Source organism: Erythrobacter sp. (assembly GCF_023653175.1).
Taxonomy (GTDB): Bacteria; Pseudomonadota; Alphaproteobacteria; order Sphingomonadales; family Sphingomonadaceae; genus Erythrobacter.
In genome coordinates, this window is sequence record NZ_JAMNXL010000013.1 from 1 (window position 1) to 25230 (window position 25230).

Annotated in this window: 22 protein-coding genes, 1 tRNA gene and 1 pseudogene; 17 read left to right on the top strand and 7 right to left on the bottom strand. The window is 68.4% G+C overall.

Annotation, left to right across the window (positions count from 1 at the left end):
- The 6 genes from NBV68_RS03005 to NBV68_RS03030 all read left to right on the top strand — a co-directional run.
- On the top strand, positions 1-3346 hold a 3346-nt coding region (locus NBV68_RS03005; RefSeq protein WP_296307089.1), incomplete at its 5' end, for an autotransporter-associated beta strand repeat-containing protein.
- A 79-nt stretch (positions 3347-3425) separates the two neighbouring features.
- Positions 3426-4562 (top strand): hypothetical protein, encoded by a 1137-nt coding sequence (locus tag NBV68_RS03010; RefSeq protein ID WP_296307090.1) that lies wholly within the window; start codon positions 3426-3428, stop codon positions 4560-4562.
- A complete protein-coding gene (locus tag NBV68_RS03015; RefSeq protein ID WP_296307092.1) occupies positions 4555-5118 on the top strand; it encodes a hypothetical protein in 564 nt (187 codons plus the stop codon). Before NBV68_RS03010 ends, NBV68_RS03015 begins: the two co-directional genes overlap by 8 nt.
- A complete protein-coding gene (locus tag NBV68_RS03020) occupies positions 5111-6220 on the top strand; it encodes a DUF1176 domain-containing protein (protein ID WP_296307094.1) in 1110 nt (369 codons plus the stop codon). The genes NBV68_RS03015 and NBV68_RS03020 overlap by 8 nt, the downstream gene beginning before the upstream one ends.
- A 66-nt stretch (positions 6221-6286) precedes the next feature.
- Positions 6287-8203: an ATP-binding protein gene (locus tag NBV68_RS03025; protein WP_296307096.1), complete on the top strand. Its 1917-nt coding sequence runs from the start codon at positions 6287-6289 to the stop codon at positions 8201-8203.
- 84 nt (positions 8204-8287) lie between these two features.
- Complete coding sequence (locus NBV68_RS03030) at positions 8288-9235, top strand: hypothetical protein (protein ID WP_296307098.1); 948 nt, start codon at positions 8288-8290, stop codon at positions 9233-9235.
- A gap of 69 nt (positions 9236-9304) precedes the next feature.
- Here the strand turns inward: NBV68_RS03030 and NBV68_RS03035 are convergent.
- A tRNA-Leu gene (locus tag NBV68_RS03035) sits at positions 9305-9391 on the bottom strand.
- Between the two features lie 123 nt (positions 9392-9514).
- Complete coding sequence (locus NBV68_RS03040; protein WP_296307100.1) at positions 9515-10552, bottom strand: zinc-ribbon domain-containing protein; 1038 nt, start codon at positions 10550-10552, stop codon at positions 9515-9517.
- 188 nt (positions 10553-10740) lie between these two features.
- Here NBV68_RS03040 and ftsE point away from each other — a divergent pair, with 188 nt between their 5' ends.
- The 5 genes from ftsE (at position 10741) to NBV68_RS03065 (ending at position 14092) form a co-directional block, all read left to right on the top strand.
- Positions 10741-11484, top strand: coding sequence for a cell division ATP-binding protein FtsE (gene ftsE, locus NBV68_RS03045; RefSeq protein ID WP_296307102.1), 744 nt, complete (start codon positions 10741-10743; stop codon positions 11482-11484).
- A complete protein-coding gene (locus NBV68_RS03050; RefSeq protein WP_296307103.1) occupies positions 11481-12422 on the top strand; it encodes an FtsX-like permease family protein in 942 nt (313 codons plus the stop codon). Before ftsE ends, NBV68_RS03050 begins: the two co-directional genes overlap by 4 nt.
- 14 nt (positions 12423-12436) lie before the next feature.
- Complete coding sequence (locus tag NBV68_RS03055; protein ID WP_296307104.1) at positions 12437-12967, top strand: YdcF family protein; 531 nt, start codon at positions 12437-12439, stop codon at positions 12965-12967.
- A complete protein-coding gene (locus NBV68_RS03060) occupies positions 12964-13656 on the top strand; it encodes a lysophospholipid acyltransferase family protein (RefSeq protein ID WP_296307106.1) in 693 nt (230 codons plus the stop codon). The genes NBV68_RS03055 and NBV68_RS03060 overlap by 4 nt, the downstream gene beginning before the upstream one ends.
- Positions 13657-13756: 100 nt before the next feature.
- Positions 13757-14092, top strand: a complete 336-nt coding sequence (locus NBV68_RS03065) for a hypothetical protein (RefSeq protein ID WP_296307107.1) — start codon at positions 13757-13759, stop codon at positions 14090-14092.
- Positions 14093-14244: 152 nt separating this feature from the next.
- On the opposite strand, the gene NBV68_RS03070 is transcribed toward NBV68_RS03065, so the two are convergent.
- Positions 14245-15147: a prephenate/arogenate dehydrogenase family protein gene (locus NBV68_RS03070; RefSeq protein ID WP_296307108.1), complete on the bottom strand. Its 903-nt coding sequence runs from the start codon at positions 15145-15147 to the stop codon at positions 14245-14247.
- Positions 15144-16241 carry a histidinol-phosphate transaminase gene (gene hisC, locus NBV68_RS03075; protein WP_296307110.1) on the bottom strand — a complete coding sequence of 366 codons (1098 nt, stop codon included), beginning with the start codon at positions 16239-16241 and terminating at the stop codon, positions 15144-15146. The genes NBV68_RS03070 and hisC overlap by 4 nt, the downstream gene beginning before the upstream one ends.
- 108 nt (positions 16242-16349) lie before the next feature.
- On the opposite strand from hisC, the gene NBV68_RS03080 reads away from it, so the two are divergent.
- Both NBV68_RS03080 and metW read left to right on the top strand, forming a co-directional pair.
- Positions 16350-17450 carry a homoserine O-acetyltransferase gene (locus tag NBV68_RS03080; protein WP_296307112.1) on the top strand — a complete coding sequence of 367 codons (1101 nt, stop codon included), beginning with the start codon at positions 16350-16352 and terminating at the stop codon, positions 17448-17450.
- Positions 17432-18028, top strand: a pseudogene (gene metW, locus NBV68_RS03085) (methionine biosynthesis protein MetW); the annotation flags it as partial. The gene NBV68_RS03080 and the pseudogene metW, both read left to right, overlap by 19 nt.
- Positions 18029-18049: 21 nt before the next feature.
- Here the strand turns inward: metW and NBV68_RS03090 are convergent.
- Positions 18050-18442, bottom strand: coding sequence for a VOC family protein (locus NBV68_RS03090; RefSeq protein ID WP_296307114.1), 393 nt, complete (start codon positions 18440-18442; stop codon positions 18050-18052).
- A 120-nt stretch (positions 18443-18562) separates the two neighbouring features.
- Between NBV68_RS03090 and NBV68_RS03095 the strand changes: the two genes are divergently transcribed.
- The 4 genes from NBV68_RS03095 to NBV68_RS03110 all read left to right on the top strand — a co-directional run bounded on the left by NBV68_RS03095 (position 18563) and on the right by NBV68_RS03110 (position 22578).
- Positions 18563-18961, top strand: a complete 399-nt coding sequence (locus NBV68_RS03095) for a hypothetical protein (protein ID WP_296307116.1) — start codon at positions 18563-18565, stop codon at positions 18959-18961.
- 77 nt (positions 18962-19038) lie between these two features.
- Positions 19039-19707, top strand: coding sequence for a glutathione S-transferase family protein (locus NBV68_RS03100; protein ID WP_296307118.1), 669 nt, complete (start codon positions 19039-19041; stop codon positions 19705-19707).
- A 143-nt stretch (positions 19708-19850) separates the two neighbouring features.
- Positions 19851-20258: a peptide-methionine (R)-S-oxide reductase MsrB gene (msrB, locus tag NBV68_RS03105; protein WP_296307120.1), complete on the top strand. Its 408-nt coding sequence runs from the start codon at positions 19851-19853 to the stop codon at positions 20256-20258.
- 145 nt (positions 20259-20403) lie between these two features.
- Positions 20404-22578 (top strand): PBP1A family penicillin-binding protein, encoded by a 2175-nt coding sequence (locus NBV68_RS03110; RefSeq protein WP_296307122.1) that lies wholly within the window; start codon positions 20404-20406, stop codon positions 22576-22578.
- Between the two features lie 82 nt (positions 22579-22660).
- Here the strand turns inward: NBV68_RS03110 and NBV68_RS03115 are convergent, their stop codons facing one another.
- Together NBV68_RS03115 and NBV68_RS03120 are read right to left on the bottom strand one after the other, a co-directional pair.
- A complete protein-coding gene (locus NBV68_RS03115) occupies positions 22661-24208 on the bottom strand; it encodes a Do family serine endopeptidase (protein WP_296307124.1) in 1548 nt (515 codons plus the stop codon).
- Positions 24209-24383: 175 nt separating this feature from the next.
- The gene (locus tag NBV68_RS03120) at positions 24384-25229 is read right to left on the bottom strand and encodes a protease modulator HflC (RefSeq protein ID WP_296307126.1); all 846 of its coding nucleotides are present in this window, start codon (positions 25227-25229) and stop codon (positions 24384-24386) included.
- Position 25230 lies beyond the last annotated feature (1 nt).

The following is a 25230-nucleotide window of genomic DNA, read 5'->3' on the forward strand; positions in this document are numbered from 1 at the left end:
AAGCCTGATCCTGAACTACAACGGCGCGGGCCAGCTGCTCCAGACCACGCCGTTCCTCTCCGGAGCGGGCTCCTTCATCAAGGAAGGCACCGGCGACATGGTGATCGATGTCGCCAACACCTATGCCGGCGGCACCACCATCCGCGCAGGGCGGCTCGGGCTGAACACCGGCGACGGGCTTGGCACCGGAGCGATCCAGATCGACGCAGGCGCCGAGCTGGGCGTCGGCGGGATCATCCTGAACAACGACCTCACCGGCAGCGGCCTGGTGCGCAAGACCGCGAGCAACACGGTCGAGCTGAACGGCAACAACCTCGGCTTTACCGGCACGATCCAGGTCGATGACGGCGACGTCGTGGTGACCAACGGCGCGGCGCTGGGCAGCGGCACCCTGCAGATCGGCACGGACAACAATGTCATCGTCAACGCCGGGGCGGATTCGACCGTCCTTGCCAATCTCACCGGCGACGGCGTGTTCGAGAAGGCAGGCGCGGGGACCGTCACGCTGACCGGCAACGGCACGCTGTTTGGCGGCACCATCGCGATCCAGAACGGCACGCTGCAAATTGCGGGTGACCAGAACATCGGCACCAGCCCGGGCGGCGTGTTCATCAATGCGCCGGGCACCTTGCAGATCGATACCGCCACCAGCACCATCCTTGCGACCGTGCTTTATGGTGCGGGCCGGGTGGTCAAATCGGGCGCGGGCACGGTCTTCGTGACGGGCCAGAACACCTATTCGGGCGGCACCGACATCCAGCAGGGTGCGATCCGGGTGACCGATGTGAGCTTCCTCGGCACGGGCGCGATCACGGTGCAGGCGGGCGCGGCGCTCGACCTGGGGATTGCAGGCGCGCAGACGCTGAACCAGAACATCACGGGCGCAGGGATCCTGCGCAAATCGGACGTGGGCGATCTCACCCTGCTCGGCAACGGGCTGACCGGCGGGGTCGACATCGTCGGCGGGCGGGTGATCGTCAGCACCACCGCGGCGCTGGGTGGCGGGCCGGTGACCACGGCTGCGGGCACGCGGCTGGTGTTCGACATCGCCGGAACCGAAGTCAGCAACACGGTGATCAGCGGCGCGGGCGGGCTCACCAAGACCGGCGCGGGCCTGCTGGTGATGAACAACGCCAACAGTTTCACCGGCGGCACGACCATCACCGCCGGACGGATCGGCCTCAATGACGGCCTTGGCCTTGGCACCGGCACCATCAATATTCAGCAGGGGGCGATCCTGGGTGTCGGCGGTGTCAGCGTTGCCAATGCCATCATCGGCGCGGGGCGGGTCATCAAGACCGCCAACAACACCGCGACCCTCACCGGCAACAACGCCTATTCGGGCGGGACCGAGATCCAGCAGGGCAATCTGCGCATCACCAGCCCGTCGGCGCTCGGCACCGGCAGCGTGCAGATGGCGAGCGGCACCCAGCTGATCGTCGACTACAGCGGGGCGAACAGCGCCGTGATGACGAACGTGCTCAGCGGCGCGGGCGCGCTGGTGAAGGACGGCAGCGGCACGGTGGTGATGAACGCCCAGGGCAACACCTACAGCGGCGGCACCACGATCAACGCCGGACGGCTCGGCTTCAACTTCGGCGATGCGCTCGGCACCGGCGCGGTCACCATCGCGAGCGGGGCGGAGCTGGCGATCGGCGACATCCAGCTTGCCAACAATGTCGCGGGCGCCGGGCGGATCATCAAGATCAGCGCGGGCACCTCGAGCCTCACCGGCACCAACACCCACACCGGCGGGATCGCGATCCAGGCGGGGACGCTGGCCGTGACCGGCAACGGCGCGCTCGGCACCGGGACGGTCTCGATCGGCAGCGGGGCGAGCCTCGACTACACCAATGCCGCCAACGCGACCTTCGCCAACGCGCTGTCGGGGGCGGGGACCTTCACCAAGCTCGGCGCAGGGCAGCTGACCTTCGCAAACGCCTTCACGCTGGGCGCATTGAACGCCGCCGCCGGGCGCACCCGCATCAACGCGGTTGCCACCACCAACGCGACCGTCGCCAGCGGGGCGACGCTTGACGGCACCGGGCGCATCGTCGGCAACCTCGTCAACAACGGCACCGTGGCGCCGGGCAACTCCATCGGCACGCTGACGGTGCAGGGCAACTACACCCAGAACGCCGGATCGGTGCTCGAAATCGAATTCGACGCGAACGGCAATATCGACCTGCTCGACGTCACCGGCAATGCGGTGCTGAACGGCGGGACGATCCGCTTCGTCGGGATTGGCGGGGCCGAGGGGCAGGGCGGCACCTTCCTGCGTACCAACGGGACGCTGACCGGCACTTTCGCGACCATCGAGACCGTCGGCGCGCAGCTGCCGCTCTCGGTGTTCTACCAGCCGAACGCGGCGCTGATGGCGCCCTCGGTGCTGACGGCGCGGCCTTCGACCTTCAACGCGCAGAACCTCGCCGCGGCCGATACCGCGCTGGGCTTCATCGAGGCGATCGGGCTTGCCGATGCACGCCACGGTCGCGGCGACCGGCTGTGGCTGACGGGCTTCGGCGCCTGGGCTCAGCGCAGCGCATCGGGCACGACGCTCGCCTACGACCACGACACCCGGGGGATCAGCGGCGGGATCAATCTCGATGTCGGCAGCAACGTCACATTGGGCGCGGCGTTCGGCTGGGCGGACGGCGATATCACGCTGGGCAGCAATGGCGGCGGCGGCGACCAGACCCACACCCTCGCCAGCCTCACCGCGCGCTGGCAGGGGCCAAGCGGACTGTCGCTGGGCGCGGGCGCGCTCTTCGGCGGGGTCGATCAGACCACCTTGCGCAATGTCAGCTTCAACGGCTTTACCGGCAGCGTCGACGGCGCGACCGAGAGCACGATCTTCGGTGGCTTTGCCGAGGTCGGCGTGCCGCTCGGCGCATTGGCGGGCTGGAACTTCGAGGCTGCCTTGCGTGGCAGCGTGATCCGGCAGGAGCAGGACGGCTACACCGAAAGCGGCACCAGCCCGCTGCGCCTGCAACTCGGTGAGCTCGCCACCACCACGGTGGAGGGCCAGGCGCGCCTCATCGGCACCACCCGGTTGTGGGATGCCAGCAACGTGGCCGAGGAGGATGCGGCAGGGCTCGACCTGCGCGTCGATCTGGGCCTGCGCTACCTCGGTCTGCAGGGCGACCGCGAAATCCCGGTGACCTTCGCGGTCAGCAATGCCGGGATCGTGCTCCAGGGCGACACCCGTGACACGCTTCAGGGTGCGGGCGGCATCGCGCTCGATTACACCACCGGCAGCGGGGCGCGCTTCAGCCTCGGCTATCGCGGCGAGTTCGCGCAGACCGAACGCCAAACGCTTCAGGCCGGGGTGAGCATTGCCTTCTGACGAGCTTCGGCGCGGGTCCCCCTCGCGCCGGAGCCGGAGCCCGAAAGCGACCCAGATCGGCTCCGGACGAGCAAGGCCGATGGCAGCCCTCACTCTGCCATGGGCCTTGCTCCTTGGTTTGGCGGCGCTGCCTGCGAGCGCAGCGCCGCCGCCCGAAATGCCGCGCTTCCTGCGTCAGCTCGACCGCGCGGTGCATGCGGGCGACTGGACGCTGCAATGCAATTCTGGGCAGTTCTGCCAGATCATCGGCGTGGTGAGGCCGCCGCGTGATCACATCGGGGTGCGCACCGTGGTGATGATCGAGCGCGGGCCCGCCGCGGGCGCGGCCCCGCGCCTCAGGCTCGCCTTCCTCGATTCGCTCGGCGCCCTTGCCGTCCCCCCGCCCGAGGATCACTGGCGGCTGATCGCCCGGGGGCTCATGCGCCGCGAGGCCTTGCCGCTGGGGCTGGGGCCGGTGGAGGCCGACGGGGCCTACCGCGCTTCGCCCGAAGCCACGCCTGCGATCATCGCCGCCTTGCGCCGCTGGCCGGGCGCGGCGGTGCATAATGGCGAGCGGGTGATCGCACGCATGCCGCGCGGCGATCTCGACCGGCTGATGCGCCGCATGGACCGCCTCCAGCACCCCGGCACCGACCCGCTGACGCCCGAAGAGCGCGTCCAATGGCTGCAGGAATACCACTACACCGTGCTGCGCGGCAGCGCGGCCGAGCCGGTCGAGGGCCTCGCGCCCGACGCGGTGGAGGCGGCATGCCCCGGTCGTGCGCTCGCCAACCGGCCCTTTCTCTACAGCATCGGCCCCCAGCACCGGCTGTGGATCGCCGAATGCCCTGACGGCAATCACGTCTTCCTCCAGCCCGATGGGGCCGACCCGATCCATTTCGAGATGCGCGACACGGTAACCGGCAAGATCCGCCGGCACGATTATGCCGGGGTGGGCGGGGACGGGCTTCTGATGCTCCAGCTTCCCGGCGAAGGCGGGCGGAGCGATTGCGGCCGCGTGGTCAGGTTCGGCTGGACGGGGAGCGCCTTCGCCATGATCCGCGAGCAGCGCTATGCCCGCTGCCGCGGCGTGCCGCACCAATTCTGGCCCCGCGTCTGGTATCCCACCAGCTGGCGCTATGCCGAGGCACCCCCCTCGGATGGAGGGAATGCGCCCCCTGCCGCAGGCGAGGTAAGCCTGCCCGCGAAGAATAAAGGGGGAATCCACCATGACTAATGCAGCCCGGCCGTGGATCGGCCTCGTCTTCAAATGCGCGGCAGCGCTCGCGCTGATATTCGCCTTCATCTTCTTCATGCGGATGCAGGAGGAGCAGTCCTTCACCGAACGCTACCGCGACAAGGGCACCGTCTCGCGCGCCGTGGTGACCGGTATGGAGACCGACGAGCTCATCAGGACCGGCCGCAAGGGGCGCACCACGAAGACCGACATTCAGGTGTTGAGCGTGCGCTTCAATCCCAAATCGACCCTCGCCTTTCGGGACTATGAGGAAGGGGTCGAGGTCCCCGCCGCGCCGCCTTCCACTGGGGGCGCGGCGGGTGACTGGGAGTATTCCGACGTCATCTGGGTTACGAAGGATGTCTATGCCCGCACCAGGATCGGCGACAGCTTCCTCGTGGTCGACACGCCCTTTAGTGGCGACGGGCCCGAACTGATCGAGGACATCCGCAGCTTCGATCCGGCCAGCTTCTATCCCGGCATCGCGATTTCGCTGGTGCTGGGGGCGGTGCTGGCGGTGATCGGCTGGGCCGGGCCGTGGAAGCGCCGTGGGTAAAATCCCGACTGCGCTCGGCCTCTTGCTGGCCGCTGCCGCCGCGGCACCGGCCGCGTCCGAGGACTCCGCGCCCGGCGAATGGACCGCGCCCGAGGTCGCCGAGTTTTCCGACTGGTCGGTCGCTTGCGACAATGCGCATGATTGCACCGCGCTCAGCGTCTCGCGCGAATTTGTCGCGCGCCTCGAGGCAAGCGATCCGGGCGATTACGCGCAGCCCAAATTGTGGGTGAAGCGCGCCGCCGGGCCGGACGCGCGCTTGCGGGTGTTCCTCGACACCACGGTGTGGGGCGAGGCGGGCGCTGGCGAAGCGCCGACGACGCTCCATGTCTATACCGAATGCGACGGCGACTGCACGGGCCGCGCCTATCGCCTGATCCCGCTGGAGCCGGGTCGCCACGAACTCGCCCCCGCCGATGTGGCCGCCTTCCTCGCCGAGAGCACCACGACCTCCCATGCCGCGACGCGCTTTGCCGACGGGCGGATGCACGGCATCATCACTACCGCCGGGATGACCGCCGCGCTGCGCTTCATCGACGAAAGCCAGCAGCGGCGCGGCACGGTGACGGCGAGCTTCGCCAAGGGGCCAAAGCCTGCGCGCAGCGTCCTGATCCCCAAGCCCCGTCCGCGGGTGAAGGTCATGCGCGGCGAGGAGGCAGCCGATAATGCCACTCCCGCGATCCATGCCGCCCTGTTCGTCACCCGCGCGAAGCATTGCCCCAATGTCGATTTCGACGGCCCCGATCCCCACCGCGCCCGCTACCGGCTGGCGAGCGGGCAGTATCTGTGGGCGCTGGGCTGCTCCGCCAATCCCCACGCGCCGCGCCGCTTGTGGCTGATCGAGACACCGGGGCAGGGAATCGCGAGCGCCACCTTCCCGCGCCCCGAACAGGGCCGCGCCGCCCTGCCGGGAGTCCTGCCCGACAGCGCCTTCGATCCCGACACCGGCATGCTCACCGCCTATTCCGGCCGCTTGTGCGGCTGGCGGCGGCGCTGGGCGTGGACCGGCACGGCGTTCGAAATGGTCGACGCGGTGGAAATGCCGCCCTGCTACGGCATCCCGCTGCACCAGTGGCTCCAGACCTACCGGGCCGTGCCGGATTGACATTCGGCGCTTCCGCAAGGAGCATTTTGAAAACACAGGGCCGCCGAGCGGCTCCGAGGGGGGTGAATGACGCTGTCGCCAGGCTTGCGCACCGGATTGCTGGCCGCCGTGTTCCTGCTGTTCTCGCAGATGCTGTTCTGGCCGCTGGTGGACTTTGCCGAGCGGATCGCCCGCCCCTCCGCGATTGATCCGCGCCCCGCGATCACCTTCACCGCGCTGGGTGAAGACCGCAGGGTGATCGCAGGCGGCGAGGTCTTCACTGCCAAGCGCCAGAAGCAGCAAGGCTATTACGCCCCGCTGGTGCCGGGCGCGGCCTATGCGCGCTTTGCCATCTCCTTCGCGGTGATCGATCCTGAGGTGCCGATGGGCTTCTATGCCTCGCGCCGCGACGATTTTGCTGAAATCCGGCTCAACGGCATGATCGTGCAGCCCGAAGTCACCGTCTCGCGCCAGCAGGGCAGCGTCAATGTCGGCCCCTATTTCGTGCCCCTCCCGTCCGCCGCGCTGCGGGAGGGGGCCAACATGCTCGAACTGGACGTGCGCGCCACCGGCACGGTCAACGACTTCCCAACCTTCGCGATCGGCGATGCCGACGCACTCGCCCGCGCGCACCGCTGGCGCACCTTCATGCTGCTCGATCTGCCGCTGGCGGGGATCGCGATCCAGCTGTTCACCGTGCTGCTGTGCGCGGTGGTGGTGTGGCCGCGCGAGGATCGGCCGCGGATCAACGCGGTCATGCTGCTGCTGGGGCTGAGTGCCGCTTCGAGCGCGACCCTTTCATACATCCCGCCGACCTGGCCCTTTGCGATCACCATCGCCCTCTATGTCCTCAGCAGCGCCGGGATCGGCCTTGCGGCGATGCATTACGCCCAGAGCGATGGCGCGGTGACGCTCGTGCCGGGGCGCGTGCTGCGCTGGATATGGCTCGCGCTGCCGGTGCTGGTGGCTGTGCCGATGGTCTGGGCCCATCTCGAGCCCGCCAGCGCGGCTGCTCTTTATGCGGGCACGCTCAAAGCGTCGTTCTGGTTCGTCAGCGCTCTGTGTGCGCTCGCGGGCGTGCTGCTGGCGGTGGCGGCGGCGCGCGGGGGCATGGCCTTCTGGTTCGAGCGGCTGGTGCTTACCGTCAGCTTCTGCTTCTTCATCCTCGACCGGCTGGGGAGCATTTTCGAGCTGCACTCGCTGTTCGATCCTGCCGTGCCGCTGACCCTGCCGTGGTCGCCGATCGTGGGCGTGCCGCTCGGCCTGTCGATGATCCTGTCGCTCGCCCGTCAGGCAAGCGAGGCGCGGCGCACCGTGGTGCAATCCAACGCCATCCTCGCCGCCGAACTCGTCCAGCAGAACGCCAAGCTCGAAGCCAGCTACGAGGCGCAAAAGCAGATGCTCCAGCGCGAGGTGATGCTGGTCGAGCGCCAGCGGATCGTGCGCGACATGCATGACGGGATCGGCGGGCAGTTGCTCGGGCTGATGATGCAGGTGAGGGGTGGCGGGGCGAGCCCGGTCGAGGTGGAGCAGGGGCTGCAGGCGAGCATCGCCGATCTGCGCCTGATCGTCGATTCGATGGACTCGGCCGAAGAGGGCCTTGCTGAAACCCTGCGCGCCTTCGAGCACCGGGTGCGCAGCCAGATCGAGGCGGCGGGCATCGCGCTCGATTTCTTCGCCGAGGTGGACGAAGCGATAGACCTCGGCCCGCGCCCGACCTTGCAGGTGCTGCGCATCCTCCAGGAAGCGGTGACCAACGCGATGCGCCATTCGGGCGCGCGGCGGATCACGGTGAAGAGCCTCGCGCCCGCCGCCGGCCCGATCCGCATTGCCATCAGCGACGACGGCACCGGGCTGCCCGAAGGCTTCCGCCGCGGGCGCGGGCTCACCAGCTTGGAAACACGCGCGCGCAACCTGGGCGGCGCGCTGACGATCGAGAGCGGATCGGAGGGCACGCGGCTGGCATTGGAAGTGCCGGTCTCCGCCAGCCCCGGCGCCGACTGAGCCGCCCCCCTCTGCTTGGGGGGATTGGTCGCGCATGGCGGCAGGCGCACTTCTCTGGCCGACTGACCGGAGGGAAGAAAGATCATGCGCCGCCTTGCACCCGTTGCCGCCATCGCGCTTGCCGCGCTGCTCGCAAGCCAGTCCGCCGCCGCCGCCCAGCGCCAGCCGCGCGAAGGCGGGCGCGGGGGCACCGCCGCTGGCGCAAGCATCGGGGCCGAACCCGACAGCCCCAACCCGGTCAAGCGCACCTGGGACTTCACCAAGCGCTTCGGCATCCCTCGCTTCGACGCGCAGGATTGCGCCGGCGACCCCGCGCGGCTCGAGGCTTTCCTCGGCGAATACAACGCCCGCGTCGACCGCTTCCTGGCCGGGCCGACCGATCCCAAGAAGCTGGGGCTGGAGCGGCGCAATTACGTGAAGCAGGTCGAAGGCGCCGCGCGCGACATTGCCGCCTATGCCCAAGCCTTCGCGGCGACCGGCCTGCGCTCGCCCGATAGCGATGTGCCCCCGCTGGAAGCGGACCTCTGCCGCGCCCGTGCGCAGCGCCACGCCTTGGAGGCGGTGCGTGCCGGGCTTGCAGCAATCGCGCGGGTCTATCCCGACATGACCGAAGTCGCCCCCCAGCTCGCCGCCGCCGATGCGGCGCTGGCGGGAATCGGCAATGACGCGGGCTTGCGCAAGCGGGTGGTCGCCAACCGCACCGAAAGCCTCGCCAAGGTGCGCATGAAGCCCCCGCTGGGCAGCAATCCGGCATGGGAAAAGAGCCTGCGCGAGGGCTTCGCGCGGTTGGTGCCGGGCGAGACGATCCTCAAGCTCCACCTTTACAGCGCTGACTGGTACGTCCACCGCAACGCGCTGACCGGCGTTCCCGAATACCGCCAGATCGGCGCCTGGGTCGCCACCCGTCGCCCCGACGCGACGTGCTGGATCACCGGCATCGACCTGTGGCAGGACTTCAGCGGCAGCGGCTTCGACAGCGGCGATGTCAAGCTCGGGCAGGCCCCGCGGCAGATCCTCTGCGGCAATATCTGAAGCGCAGCCGGAACCGCTGCCACCAGCCCGCAGGCGAGGGCTTTCAGCTTCGATCAGGAAAGGGAAAAGTGGTGCGGTCGAGAAGACTCGAACTTCCACGGGCTTTCGCCCACAACGACCTCAACGTTGCGCGTCTACCAGTTCCGCCACGACCGCACTCGGGGTTTGCCGGGGCAGCCAAAGCGCTGGCCCCGCGGTAGGAGCGGGCCCCTAGCAAGGGGTCTGCGCTCGCGCAAGCACTTTGACGGGTGACTGCAAAAACCCCCCTATCGAAGGGGGTCAGCGGTGCGCCCAGCCGATCGCGGCACCGGCGGCGCCAGCGGGAATGTCGGTGATCGCCTCGGTCACGGTGACGGTCTCGCCCGGCGCAAGGCGCTGCTTGGAGGGCACAACCTCCCAATCGCCGATCGGGCGGTCGCGATGGTCGGAGAACACCACCAGCAGCTTGGGCACATCCATGCTCTCGCTCGCGCTGTTGCTGATCGTGCCGCGCACCTGGAAGATTTCCTCACCGGTCGGGAGGGTCTCCTTCTTCTGCGCGGGGATCGGGAAATCGAGCGTCAGCCCCGGGCGCCCGATCCCGAAGGTGGCGCGCTGGAGCGGGAGCCATTCGGGCAGGCCGTAGTAATTGACCGCGACCGCGGTGCCGCCGGCAAGCAGGGCGAAGATCACCGCGGCCAGCGTCCACATCCGCAAGGGATTGCGCCGCCGGGTAAAGGGCGCACGGTAATCGAACTGCGAACCGCCATCGTCCTCGCCCTCGTCATCATCGGCATAGGGTGTGTCGTCGCCGAGCGGGGGGTCGGTGTAGTCATCCTCGGCCGGTGACGGATCGGGGAAGGCGGGGAGCGGCGCAGGCTCCGGCGCGGCGCGCTGCACGGGCGGCGGGGGCGGCGGCGGGGGTGATTCGGCCTGCCCTTGCGCGTTGAGCCCGCGGCGCAGCGCGCGCATCGCGATCGCGGCGTCCTCCTCGCTGAAGCCCGCGCTCGCCCGGTTCTCGCCGCTGACGTCCGGAGTGCGCCAGTGGCTGATCGAGGGGCCATCGCGGCGCGGCTCGGGCGCGGGCTCGGGTGCGGCACGCTGCACAGGCGGCGGCGGTGGGGGAGGCGGCGGAGGCGGAGGCGGAGGTGGCGGCGGCGGGGCAGCCTCGGCCTCGCGAACAGGCGCGGGGGCAGGTGCCTGTGCCTGAGTGCTGGAGGCAGGATCCTGATACCAGCTGTGCTTGCACTTGGCGCAGCGCACGGTGCGGCCCTCGCTGCCGATGGCAGCATCGGGCACCGCATAGCGGGTGCCGCAGGCTGGGCAGGCTATGATCATGTCACAAACGGCAATAGTCCTCGCGTCTTTTCGCACAAGAGCGCGCGCGACACACGTCCGTATTTACCCCGCGTTTTCCACATTGCGGCGAGATTACGCCAAGATTGTGGGGTGTAAATCGCAGTCACCGGCCCTGCTTGCGCGTTCTGCCGCTTTCCCGGCCCGCGCCGCGCTGATAGGTGCGCCCCATGAGCGAAAATCTCGCGGGCCATGTGAAATTCGACAATGTCGGGCTGCGCTACGGCACCGATCCCGAGGTGCTGAGCAACCTCTCCTTCACGCTCTATCCGGGCAGCTTCTACTTCCTTACCGGCGCTAGCGGCGCGGGCAAGACCAGCCTGCTGAAGATGCTCTACCTTGCGCAGCGACCCTCGCGCGGGGCGATCCGGATGTTCGGGCAGGATCTGGTGACGATGCCGCAGAGCCGCCTGCCCGAGCTGCGCCGCCGCCTCGGGGTGGTGTTCCAGAATTTCCGCCTCGTCCCCTACCTCACTGCCTTCGACAATGTCGCGCTGCCGCTGCGGCTGTCGGGGACGGAGGAGAAGAAGGTCCAGCGCGCGGTCGGCGACATGCTCGAATGGGTCGGCCTCGCCCACCGCGCACATGCCGTGCCGCCGAGCCTGTCGGGGGGCGAGCAGCAGCGCGTCGCCATCGCCCGGGCGGTGATCGCGCGGCCCAGGATGCTGATCGCCGACGAGCCGACCGGCAACGTCGATCCCGACATGGCATTGAAGTTGCTCCGCCTGTTCGAGGCATTGAACAACCGCGTCGGCACCACGGTGGTGGTCGCGACCCACGATGTGCACCTGCTCAAGAAGGTTCCGGATTCGCTGATCATGCGGCTCCACAAGGGCCAGCTCTCCGACCCGACCGGCGCGCTGCGCTATCCGCCAAGGCCGGGCGGGAGCGGTGGCGGAGGGGGCGGGACGTGAGCACGCTTCCCCCGCTCCCCGCCGAGGCAGATGAGGGCGAACCCACGCCCGAGCGTCCGCGCGGGCGCGCGGCGGCGCGGCTGCTGCCGCCGCAGCGTCTGACCGGGCCGATCCCCTGGGTGATCGCGATCCTGATTGCGCTGGTGGTGATCGCGGCCGCCGGCGGCCTCGCCATGCGCAATCTCTCCGAAGCGGCAAGCTCCAGTCTGTCGAGCGCGCTGAGCGTGCAGGTGATCGAACCCAACCCCGACCTGCGCGAGGCGCGCGGAGCCGAGGCAGCAAGGATCCTCGCCGGGATCGAGGGGGTCTCCTCCGTGCGCGTCAAGCCCGAGGCGGAGCTCGTTGCGATGCTCGAACCCTGGCTGGGCGAGGGTGCCTCAAGCGGCGATGTGCCGATCCCCGCGCTGATCGATGTCGAACTGTCGCGCCGCGCGGGGCCGGCGGACGTGGCCCGGATCAAGGCCGCGTTGGCGGATAAGGTGCCGGGCGCGCGGGTCGATGCGCAGGGGGATTTCCTCGCGCCGGTGAACGATGCGCTTGTCGCGGTGCAATGGCTGGTGTTCGGGGTTGCGGTGATGGTCGCGCTGGCGACCGCGGCGGCGGTGTGGCTCGCGGCGAAGAACGCCTTTGCGGGCGCGCGCGACACGGTCGAGATCATGCACCTGCTCGGTGCCAGCGAGCGCCAGATCACCGCGGTGTTCCTGCGCGACGTGCTGCGCGAGGCGGTGCTGGGCGCGGTGCTGGGCGCGGGACTCGGGGTGGCGGCGGTGTGGCTGCTCGGCCAGCAATTCGCCGCGCTGGGCAGCGGCATGGTGAGCGGCGGGGGCCTGATGCTCGCCGATTGGCTGGTGATCGGCGCGGTTCCGCTGGCAGGCGTGCTGCTGGCGGGCCTGACCGCGCGCATCACCATTGCGCTTGCCCTCAAGGACATGCTCTAGGGCATTCCATGTCGATGATCCGCCGTGCCCTGTCCCTGCTGTTCCTTGTCTGGGCATTGGGCTTCCTGTGGTTCGTCGTGTTCCTGCCGAGGCCGTCGGACGGGGTGACCACCGATGCGGTGATCGCGCTGACGGGCGGCCCCGGGCGGATCGCGCGGGGCCTCACGGTGCTCGACCGGGGGCTGGCGAAGAAGATGCTGGTGAGCGGGGTCGACAAGGAAGTCCGCCCGCAGGAATTCGCCGCGCAGTTCGGCGTCTCGCCGAAGACCATGGCGTGCTGCGTCACATTGGGCTTCACCGCCGTCGACACGCGCTCCAACGCCTCGGAGACCGCCAAGTGGGTGGCGCAGAACGAGGTCCGCAGCTTGCGCCTCGTCACCACCGACTGGCACATGCGCCGCGCCGCCGGAGAGCTTGACCGCACCCTGCCCGAACATGTCACCGTGATCCGCGATGCGGTGCCCTCGCAGCCCGACCTCGGCACGCTGTTCCTCGAATATCACAAGCTGATCGCGAGCCGCGCGGCAGGCATGGTCGACCTTTGAAGACGCTGCTGGCGGCCCTGCGCTCCTTGGTCTTCTACGTGCTGTTCTATGGCGGCAGCGCGGTGCTGGTGATCGCCTCGGTGGTGGCGGTCACGGCCCGGCCCGCCTGGCTTGCCGGGATCGTCGCGCGCTGGGGGGCGTGGCATCTGTGGTGCGTGGAGAAGCTCCTCGGCATCGAGGTGGTGCTCGACGGCAAGCTCCCGGACGGCCCCGTCCTGATCGCGGTCAAGCACGAGGCCTTCTTCGAGGCGATCGACACCCCGCGCCTGTTCACCCACCCTGCGGTCTTCGCCAAGCAGGAACTGTTCCGCATCCCCGGCTGGGGCTATTCCGCGCTGGTCTACGGCCTTATCCCCGTCGCGCGCGAGGAAGGCGCCAAGGCGCTGCGCCAGATGATCGGACACGCCAAGCAGCGCGCCGAGGCGGGCCGCCCGCTGGTGATCTTCCCGGAAGGCACCCGCGTTGCCCACGGCACGCAGCCGCCGCTTCAGGCAGGTTTTGCCGGGCTCTACAAGCTGCTGCGCCTACCGGTGGTGCCGATCGCGGTCGACAGCGGGCGGCTCTACCACCACGCCCTGAAGCGCCCCGGCCGGATCACCTACAAGGTCGGCGAGACGATCCCCGCCGGCCTCCCGCGCGAGGAAATCGAGGCGCGGGTGCACCGGGCGATCAACGCGCTAAACGGGTAGCGGGAGTTCCGCGTCATGTCCGCTATCGGGAGAGAGCACCGGCCGCGGTGATGGCGGGGGGTGGGTGGAAAATGGAAATCATGGTGGTTAGGGTTGCGGCATGACGCCCAGCAACTTCGATCCGCAACTCGAAGAACTTGATCGCCGTGCGACCTTGCGGTTGCTTACGGCGGAAACCTTCGACGCCGGTGCGTTCGCCGAACTCTGGGAGTATCTCTCGCAGAAGGCAGAAGCAATCAAGCGCGATTATGTGATCTCAAAACAAGTACTTGGAAGCCTGCGAAATGCATCGACTGCCATACGAAACCAAGCGCCGTATGTGCCTTTGGCGCGGGAGAACATAGAGCTAGCCGACAGGTTTGAGATGCTCTTGGACCTGATGATCATCGGAGATAGCCCAGCGGATCGAACCCCTGGAGTACCCAGGATCATCTGACGCTTGGCCGCTTCGGGGTCGATAGCGGACCGGCAGGTTTTCTCAGTCGTCCCCGAATAGCGGACATCCCGCCGCACAGCGCCGCTTTCAGGTGGAGCGGATTGGCGCGCCGATCGGGGAAGTGCGCAGCAAGCCCTCGATCGGCTACCCGCTCAGTGATCGCGCCCGAAGTCCGGCCGCTCGTCGTCCTGGCCCTGCTCGATCACCGCGCGGCGGATGGCGCGGGTGCGGGTGAAGAGATCGAACAGGGTGTCGCCATCGCCCGAGCGGATCGCGCGCTGGAGCGCGGTGAGGTCCTCGGTGAAGCGGCCGAGCATCTCCAGCACAGCCCCGCGGTTGGTGAGGAACACGTCGCGCCACATGACGGGGTCGGAGGCGGCGATGCGGGTGAAGTCGCGAAAACCCCCTGCGGAATATTTGATGACCTCGCTCTGGGTCACGTCCTCCAGATCGCTGGCGGTGCCGACGATGGTGTAGGCGATGAGGTGCGGGATGTGGCTGGTCACCGCGAGCACGAGGTCGTGGTGCGCGGCGTCCATCGTCTCGACCTTGGAGCCGAGCGCCGCCCAGAAGTCCGACAGCGCCTCGAGCGAGGCGGGGTCGACGCCCTCGGGCGGGGTGATGATGCACCAGCGCCCGGCGAAGAGGGTGGCGAAGCCTGCGTCGGGCCCGCTTTGCTCGGTGCCGGCGACGGGGTGCGCAGGGATAATGGTCGCGCCGGGCAGCGCCTCGGCCAGCGCCTCGGCGACTGCGGCCTTGGAGGAGCCGACGTCGCTGATGATTGTCTCGGGCGCAAGGCCGGGGGCGATGGCGCGGGCGGCGTCGGCCATGGCGCCGACGGGGACGCACAGGATCACGAGATCGGCCCCGGCGACGGCGGCCTCGGGGGTCTCGGCGATGGTGTCGGCGAGCCCCCGGGCGGCGGCGCGGGCGCGCACCTCCGCGTCGCGGTCCCAGCCGGTGGTGGTGACGGCCAGCCCGCGCGCCTTGACCGCAAGCCCGATTGACCCGCCGAGCAGGCCGAGGCCGATGATCGCGACCGAGCGGATGGTCATGCCGCCTCCCCGCACAGCCGGCGGAGCGTGGCGATCACGGCGGTGGTCGACTCGGCGGTGCCGATGGTAATCCGAAGGCTGTTCGGCAGGCCTTGGCCGGGCAGATGGCGTACCGCGTATCCGGCTTCCGCCAGCGCTTCGAGCGCTTGCGATGCGGTGACGGTGCCCTCGAAATGGACGAGGAGGAAGTTGGCCTCGCTTGGGCTGGCGGAGATGCCGTGGTTGCCGAGCATCGCGATGGCGTCGGCCAGTCGTGCGCGCTCGGTTGCGTTGTGGTTGCGGCTGCGTGCGACGAATTCCTGGTCTCCGAGTGCGGCAGCTGCGGCCTTCTGCCCGCTCACCGAGACGTTGAACGCGCCCCGCATCCGGTTGACGAGATCGATGAGGTGGGCCGAGCCGGTGACCCAGCCGACCCGCTCCGAGGCGAGGCCATAGGCCTTGGAAAAGGTGCGGCTGACCAGCACGTTCTCGTGTGCGGCGGCGAGGGCGAAACCGGCGGACTGGTGCGCGGGGTCGACGTACTCGCCATAGGCCTCGTCGATCACCAGCAGCACGTCGGCGGGGAGGCCGGCGTGGAGGCGGGCGACCTCGGCGGGCGGCAGGAAGGTGCCGACGGGGTTGTTGGGGTTGTCAAGCAGAACCACTCTGGTTCGCGCCGTGACGGCGGCGAGCAGCTGGTCGACGCTCGCCCCGTGCCCCTCGGGCGCGGCGAACACCGGGGTGGCCCCGACCTTCTGCGCAAGCAGGGGGTAGAGCGAGAAGGAATAGCGCGAGCATACCACCTCGTCCCCCGGCCCGCACAGCGCCTGCACCGCGCAGTGCAGCAGCTCGCCCGAGCCGGTGCCGCACACGATCAGCGCGGGGTCGAGGCCGTGGACGGCGGCGATCGCTTCCCGCAGCATCCGGGCATCCGGATCGGGGTAGTCGGCCGCCACATGCGCCTCGGCCAAAGCCGCCAGCGCGGCCGGGCTGGAACCCAGAGGGTTCTCGTTCGCCGACAGTTTCACCAGCGGCTTGCCGCTCGCCGACTTGGACTTGCCGGGGACATAGGCGTGGATCTCGCTGATCCAGGGCTTGGGCTCGGGTCTGGTCATGGGAGGTGGGCGATAGCCAGTTTGGCCCCGCGAATACAGCGCGAAAACGAAGGGCCGCCCGCGGTGCCGATTGACACGGGCAGGGGGCTACCCCAAGTCGCGAGGCCGATGAACGCCGCCCCGCCTGTCTCCCCGGTCTACCGCCTGCCCCACCCCCTGCCGCTCGACAGCGGACAGGTGCTCGAAGGCTGCGAGATCGCCTACGAGACCTATGGGACGCTGGCGGCGGACAAGTCCAACGCGGTGCTGGTGTGCCATGCGCTGACCGGCGACCAATATCTTGCCAGCCCCCACCCGATCACCGGCAAGCCGGGGTGGTGGGAGCGGATGGTCGGGCCGGGCAAGCCGATCGACACGGACCGGCATTTCGTGATCTGCGCCAATGTCATCGGGAGCTGCATGGGATCGAGCGGCCCCGCCAGTCTCGCGCCCGACGGCGTCCCTTACGCGATGCGCTTCCCCGTCATCACCATCCGTGACATGGTGCGCGGGCTGGTGGCGCTGCTCGACGGGCTCGGGATCGCGCGGCTGCACGCTGTCGTCGGCGGATCGATGGGCGGGATGCAGGCGCTCAGCCTCGCCGCCAACTGGCCGGATCGCGCCGCGCGCGTGCTGGTGATCGCTTCCACCGCGCGGCACTCCGCGCAGAACATCGCCTTCCACGAGGTCGGGCGGCAGGCGATCATGGCCGATCCCGCATGGGCCGAGGGCAACTATTACGACGCCCTCTCCAAGCCCGACAACGGCCTCGCCGTGGCGCGCATGGCGGCGCATATCACCTACCTTTCGGAAGCCGGCCTGACCGAGAAATTCGGCCGCCGTCTGCAGGACCGCGAGGCCAAGGGCTTCAACTTCGACGCCGAGTTCCAGGTGGAGTCCTACCTGCGCTATCAGGGCAGCGGCTTCACCCGCCGGTTCGACGCGAACAGCTACCTCTACATCACCCGCGCGATGGACTATTTCGATATCGCCGAGGAGCACGGTGGGAAACTGGCCGACGCTTTCGCGGGCACACAGGCGCGCTTCTGCATCGTCAGCTTTGACACCGACTGGCTCTACCCCACCGCCGAAAGCCGCCACGTGGTCCACGCGCTGAATGCGGCGGGGGCCAAAGTGAGCTTCGTCGAGCTCTCCGCGCCGCACGGACACGACAGCTTCCTGCTCGAGCACGACCAGCTCGACCGGGTGGTGAAGGGGTTTGTGGAATGACGCCCCCCGCCGCATCCCTGCGCCCCGACCTCGCCGCGATCGCCGCCCATGTCGCGCCCGGCAGCCGGGTGCTCGACATCGGCTGCGGCGACGGCGCGCTGATGGCGGTGCTCGAAAGCGTCAGTGGCTGCGATGCGCGCGGGATGGAGCTCGACGGCGCGCTGGTCGAGCGCTGCGTGTCGCGCGGCCTTAGTGTGGTGCAGGGCGATGCCAATCTCGACCTGGCGAACTACCCCGACAAGGCCTTCGACTACGCTATCCTCAGCCAGACCTTGCAGACCGCGACGCGGCCCGACCTGATGCTCGACGAACTGCTGCGCGTCGGCCGGCGGGCCTTCGTCTCGTTCCCCAACTTCGCCCACTGGCGCACCCGCGCCGCGCTGCTGGTGGGCGGGCGGATGCCGGTGACGCGCGCGCTGCCGGTGAGCTGGTACGAGACCGAGAACATTCACCACGTCACGGTCGAGGACTTCCGCGATCTGGCGCGGCTGAAGGGCGCGAAGGTGGAGCGCGCGTGGTTTTTCTCGAACGAGAAACAGATCGGCGCGCCAGCTGCTAACTGGCGCGCCGAATTCGCGGTGTTCGAACTCAGTCGGTAATCAGCCCGCCCGGTGCAGCATGCACAGCTTGTGGCCATCCAGGTCGAGCACATAGCCAAGGTTCAGCGTGCCCATCGCGCCGGTGCGCGGGCCCGGGGGGTCTTCGATCGACTTGCCACCCGCAGCCACCGCAGCATCGTGGAAGGCCTGCACCTGTTCGAGGCTGTCGCAGGCAAAGCCGATGGTCGCGCCGTTGGCGCAGGTCGCTTCCTTGTCGTTGATCGGTTCGCTGATCGAGAACATCCCGCCATTGTGCATCCAGAAGGCGCGCTTGTGGCCGGTGGCGGCGACGTTGATCATCCCGGGCTTGGCGCCGAGTGTGGCGAGCACGGAATCGTAGAATTCCTTGGCGCGGTCGAAATCGCTCGTCCCGAGCATGACGTGGCTGAACATGGAATGCCTCTCCTCTGGTAAGGTGGGTTGCGGATTAGGACGGATTTCGGCGACCCGCAATGCAGATTCCGCCCAGATTCCTGTAGCCACGGGTTCATCTTGCGGGGCATAGACAAAGCCATGCTCGCACCCCTTCTTGCCGCCATGCTCGCCGCTCAGGCTGCGCCCGAGAGCCCCGCTCCCACCGCCCCCGCGGCGAACGCGGTCGTCACCCTCGATGCGCTCCCCATCGAGCACGCCGCCGCGGCGCGCTGCGCGGTCGCCTATGCCACGGTCAGCCGCTGGCAGAAGGAGGGCGACGCGCGCGGGGAAGGTTATCCCGACATCGAGGCATCCGGCGGGCGCGAGTTCTTCGTGCGGGTGATGGCCAATCTGATGGAAGAGACCGGCATGGGGCGCGAGGATATCATGGCGCTCTCCACCCACGCCGCCGACGAGAACGAGAGCGAAGGGGGCGCGGAGCGGGTCAAGGCGATGATGCCGGCCTGCAATCTGATGAAAACCGCCGCGGGGCTGTAAGGCTGCGGACATATTCCCCATGCGTGGCCGTCAGGCCGCTGGATTCGCTGCGTCAAACAGGGCATGACCCGCGCATCATGTGGATGCTCTATCAATTCCCGCTGTGCCCCTTCAGCCGCAAGATCCGGCTGCTGCTGAGCGAGAAGAACATTCCCTTCGAACTGGTGCGCGAGGACCCCTGGGCCGCCTCCGACATGTTCTTCAACCTGAACCCAGCCGGGCGCACCCCGGTGATCGCCGACAAGGAACGCGGCATCGTCATCCCCGACAGCCGCGCGATCGCGGAATATTTCGAGGAGACGGTCGATCGCAATCCGATGATCAACGGCACCGCCGCCCAGCGCGCCGAGATCCGCCGGCTGGTGGCCTTGTTCGACGAGAACTTCTACGCAGATGTCACCGCGCCGCTGCTGTCCGAACGGATGAAGAAGCGCATCCTGCGCCTGCCGCCCGACAGCGGTGCGCTGCGCGAGGCGATGAAGATGGCGCACGGGCATCTCGACTATCTCGACTGGCTGATCGACAACCGCCCGTGGGTGGCCGGATCGACCATGAGCCTCGCCGATCTGGCCGCCGCGGCGCAGATCTCGGTCGCGGATTACCTCGGCGGGATCGACTGGGCGGGGCACGAGCAGACAAGGGGGTGGTATGCTGTGTTCAAGAGCCGCCCCAGCTTTCGGCCCCTTCTTACGGAACGGATGGACGTGATCAAACCGCCTCCGCACTACGCGCTGCTTGATGGTTAGATAGATTCTTGAAAGCCGCACGCCCTCCGGCCTGCGAAATCGTCGCTCACGCGGCCTGAAGGCCGTATCGCTGCGGGCGCGCGTTCGCGCTTGCGGATTGCCTGCGGCAATCCGATATCAGCGCGAAGAGGAGAGGTGATAGTATGACCGACGATCCCCGCAGCCTGACCGATGCCGAATGGCGCGAAAAGCTCACCCCCGAGCAGTATCACGTCCTGCGCGAGGCGGGCACCGAGCGCGCCTTCACCGGCGAATACGACAAGTTCTATGACGAGGGCGAATACCACTGCGCCGCCTGTGGCACGCAGCTGTTCTATTCGACCGCCAAATATAACAGCGGCTGCGGTTGGCCTGCCTTCACCAAGCCTGCCGATGACGAGGTGATCGAGGAACACCGCGACACCACTTATGGCATGATCCGCACCGAGGTGCGCTGCGGCAAGTGCGGCGGGCATCTCGGCCATGTCTTCCCCGACGGCCCGCCTGAGCAGGGGGGGCTGCGCTACTGCATCAATTCGGCCGCGCTGGTCTTCACCCCGCACGCGGGTTGAGCGACGGGTTGCGGCGGTCCGCCCTGAGCATCGGGGAGAGCCGCGTAAACCCGGGTTCATTCCCGGTTACAACTTGCCTATGCAGGGGGCCGCTTTGCGCGCCGTGTTCAAGCGGGGCGGCTCAAGGCTCTAGGTGGGCAGAGGCATGTCGAGAAGGGGTGAGCAGTTGCAGAACAAGGGCGCGCGCGGGAAACGCCGGGCGGCGGCGGAGCGCTCGGACGCGCCTCCTCCCCGTTCCACGGGCTCCGGCAGAGGCGCCGGCACACCGCCGCCGCGCTGGCGGGTGTGGCTGAAGCGGCTGTTCATCTGGGGCACCGCGCTTGCCTTGCTGGCGCTGTTGTTCCTGGGTTTTGCGGTCGGCTTTGCCGCTTCGTCACTGCCCGATTACGCGACGCTGAAGGCCACCCAGCCGGGCCAGACCATTCTGGTGCGCGCGCGCGACGGGCGCGAGCTGGTCGAGATCGGGCCGAGCTTCGGCGAATGGCTGACCTACGAGGACATCCCCGACAACATGACCAACGCGATGATCGCGGTCGAGGACAAGCGCTTCCGCTCGCACCTCGGGGTCGATCCGGTGCGCCTCACCGGGGCGATGATCGAGGGCGTGACCGGCAGCCGCGCGCGGCTGGGCGGCACCTCGACCATCACCCAGCAGCTGGCGAGGAACCTGTTCCTCAACAACAACCGCTCATTGGACCGCAAGGCGCGCGAGGCGGTGCTGGCGATGGCGCTCGAATGGAAGTTCTCGAAGGAGCAGATCCTCGAGCTCTACCTGAACAAAGTCTATTTCGGCGGCGGCGCCTACGGGATCGACTCTGCCTCCCGCAAATTCTTCAGCCACCCCGCGACCGAGCTCTCGGTGGGCGAGGCGGCGATCATCGCCGGACTGGTCAAGGCACCCAGCCAGTACTCCCCCACCGCCGACGTCCAGGCCGCGATCGGCCGCGCCAAGGTGGTTCTCGGCCTGATGCGCGAGCAGGGCTACATCACCCCCGATCAGGCGCAGGTCGATGTCAGCGCTGTCCAGCTGAAGCAGGACGCCGGGCAGAACTCGGTGCGCTACTTCACCGACTGGGTGCTTCCGCAGCTCGATATCATCCTGCCCGAAACCTATGAGCCGATCGAGGTGTGGACCACGCTCGACATCGGCATGCAGCGCGCCGCGACTGCCGCGATCGAGGCGAACACCCCCAAGGGCGCACAAGGCGCGCTGGTCAGCCTCGACCGTGACGGGGCGATCCTCGCGATGGTCGGAGGCACCGATTACGTCGCCAGCAACTACAACCGCGCCACGGCCGCGATGCGCCAGCCGGGCTCTGCGTGGAAGTTGTTCGTCTACCTCGCCGCGCTGGAGGCAGGCTATGTGCCCGAGGACAAGGTGGTCGACACCCCGGTGACGATCGACGGGTGGAGCCCGCGCAATTCCAACGGCAGAAACGTCGGCGAGACCGATCTGCGCACCGCCTTCGCCTATTCGATCAACACCGTCGCAGCGCAGCTCGGCAACGAGGTCGGGTTCGGCACGGTCGCCTCGATGGCGCGGCGGTTCGGGGTCAATTCCAAGATCGACACCTTCCCCTCGATGGTGCTCGGTTCCTCCGAGATGCGGGTGATCGAGATGACCCAGGCCTTCGCCGGGATCGCCGCCAAGGGCACGCCGGTCGAGCCCTACGGCATCACCAAGGTCACCGGTGCGAGCGGCGAGGTGCTCTACCGGCGCGAGGCGCAGCGCCAGTCGCCTGCCGTTCCCGACCACGTGGCCAAGGGAATCACCGATCTGCTGCAGGCCGCAGTCCAGACCGGAACGGGGCGTGCGGCGCAGATCGGGCGGCCGGTTGCGGGCAAGACCGGCACCACCTCCTCGAACAAGGACGGCTGGTTCATCGGCTTCTCCAGCGGCGTGACGACCGGCGTGTGGATGGGCCGCGACGATGCCAAGGCGGTGGCGGGCCTCCAGGGCGGGCGGGCGCCGGCGCAGGCCTTTGCCGCCTACATGCGCTATGCGGTCAAGGATCGCCCGGTCGAAGAGTTCGAGGTGACCCTCGAAGCGCCCGAATGGCAGCTCGAGCCCGATCAGGAGGCGCTGTTCGGCGAGCCCGAGGATTATTACTACATCGACGAGCAGGGCAACATGGTGCAGCCCGGCCGGCGCGATCCCTCGCAAACGCCCGAGGCGGGGGAGCGCGATCCCGACGCGCCGCCCGCGGCGAGCCGCGATTTCCTCGAGGAGGCGACCGGCGGCAGCCTGCCGCAGAACCAGCGGCCGCAGCGCCGTCCCGCGCAGCAGCCTCCCCCGCAGCAGCAATCACCGCCGCAATAGGGGCCTGCGCGGGCCATGAAAAAAGGCGCCGGGATGTCCTCCCGGCGCCTTTTTCGTTTGCCGCACCCGAAGGCGCGGCGGATCAGTTGAGGCGCACCGCGACGAAGGCGGGCGGGGTGGTGCGGCGCTGGACGCGCAGCAGGATTGCCTCGCGCTTGTCGGCGACCGCGGCCTCGACCTGCGCCAGCAACGCTTCGACCGTCGGGGTCGCCTGGTAGTTTGCCGAGAGGATGATGTCCCCACGGCGCAGGCCCTTGCGCGCCGCATCCCCGCTCGGATCGACTGCGGCGATGACCACGCCCTTGGTGTCGGCTGGCACGCCGAGCGACCGCGCGACCGCCGCGCTCATCGGCATGACCTGCATGCCGAGCTTCTGCTCGATCGTCTCGTCCGAGGTGCCCGGCGCCATCGGCTCTTCGGCTTCCGGATCGAAGGTCTGGTTCTGCTGGAGCAATTCCTGCTCGCTCGGGCGCTTGCCGAGGGTGACCGAGATGTTCACTCGCTTGCCGTCACGCAGCACCTCGACCGGCACGGTGGTGCCCGGCTGGAGATTGGCGACGAGGAACGACACAGTCTGCTCGGCGGTGACGTCCTTGCCGTTGACCTTGGTCAGGACATCGCCCGACTTCAGGCCCGCCTTGGCCGCAGGGCCGGTTTCCTCGACGACTTGCACCAGTTCGCCGCGGCGCTTGGGCAGGCCGAGCGAGAGCGCCAGATCCTCGTCGATCGGCTGGAGGCGCACGCCCAGATAGCCGCGCTGGATTTCCTGACCCGAACGCAGCTTCTCGACGATCGGCGCGGCGGTTTCGGCGGGGATGGCGAAGCCGATCCCGACGCTCCCGCCCGAGGGCGAGAAGATCGCGTTGTTGATGCCGATCACGTTGCCGCGCATGTCGAACAGCGGCCCGCCCGAATTGCCGCGGTTGATGCTCGCATCGGTCTGGAGATAGCGGTCATAGGCGCCGCCCTGGCCGGTGTTGCGATAGACCGCCGAGATGATCCCCGCGGTCACCGTGCCTCCAAGGCCGAAGGGGTTGCCGATCGCCACCACCCAGTCGCCGACGCGGGTCGCCGAGGAATCGCCGAAGGTGACGAAGGGGAAAGTCTTGTCCGAGCGGATCTTGAGCACCGCGAGGTCCGAAGCGGCATCGGCGCCGATCACGTCGGCCTCGTATTCGGTGCCGTCGGCCAGCGTGACGGTGATCGATTCCAGCTTCGCGCGGGTATCGGGCGGGTTGATGACGTGGTTGTTGGTCACCACGATCCCGTCAGCCGAGATGATGAAGCCCGATCCCAACGACTGCGCCTCGCGGGTCTGCGGCTGGGCCTGCCCGCCGCCCTCGCCGCCCTGACGGCGGTTGAACAGCTCGGCAAAGGGCGTGCCGGCGAAGGGGTTGTTCTGCACCTCCACCCGCTGACGGGTGGCAATGTTGACCACCGCGGGCTGGAGTTGCGCGGTGAGATCGGCGAAGCTCGCCGGTGCGCCTGCGACCGGCACCACGCGGTTCATCACCGCATCGTCGTTCTGCGCCACCTGTGCGCCAAGCGGCGAGCCCGTGATCAGCGAAATGGCAGCGCCGCCCACCAGCAGCGCGCTCGACAGTCCGTATACATAGCGCACTTTGTTCACGTCCTCTTGGTCCTTATCCTGTCTGGAATGCGCGAGGTTCCCGCGCCGTTCCTGAAACCCGTTGCGGGAGGCCGCAACCTTGCCGGTGCGGCGGCCTCAAATGCCTATCTGGCGGCTGAACGCCGATTGAATACCCTCGGCATCCATCGCCGTGCGTCGGCGCTTTATCGAATGCCTAGGGTTGCCCCTTGAACTGGCGGAAATACTCGCTGTCGTCCGACAGCACCATGGTGCTCTGCCCTTCGCCTGCAAGGAAGGTCGAGCGATAGCTCTGCATCGCGCGGTAGAAGTCGTAGAACTGCGGGTCTTTCCCATAAGCATCGGCATAGATCTTGGCCGCCTGCGCGCTGGCTTCTGCCTGGATGATCTGCGCGTCGCGCTGGCCTGCGGCGCGGATCGTGGCGGCCTGCTCCTGCCGGTCGGTCTCCATCCGGGTGAAGGCGGCGTCGAGCGGGCTGCCTTCGGGAAGATCGGCCCGCTTGATGCGCACGTCGAGCACCTGCGCGCCGTAGTTGCGCGCCTGCTTGTCGAGCGTGGCGGTGATGTTGGTCATCGCCGTGCCGCGCTCGGCATTGATCAACGCCGAGAACGGAATGCGCCCCAGCTCCTGCCGCAGCACCGAGGTGAGGATCGGCAGCAGCTGCACCTCGAACTGGCGCTCGGTCCCGGCCTTCTCGACCAGCCGCACCGGATCGATGATCCGGTAGCGCGCATAGGCATCGACCTGGAGGCGCTGCTGGTCCTTGGAGAGCACCTGGGTGCGCTCCATGTCGATATCGAGCACGCGGCGGTCGATGAACCGCACTTCCTCGATGAAGGGCCAGCGCGGCGCGATCCCGGCGCCGGTCGCGCCGTAGGGCACATCGGGGCGGAACTGGTTGATGACGCGGACAGGCTCGCCGGTGCGGATCACCACCGCCTGATGGGTTTCGGGGACGATCACCACGCTGGCGATCACCGCCACCACCAGCGCGACGGCCGCGATGACGAGGTTGCGGGGGTTCTGGAGCATGCTGTTCATG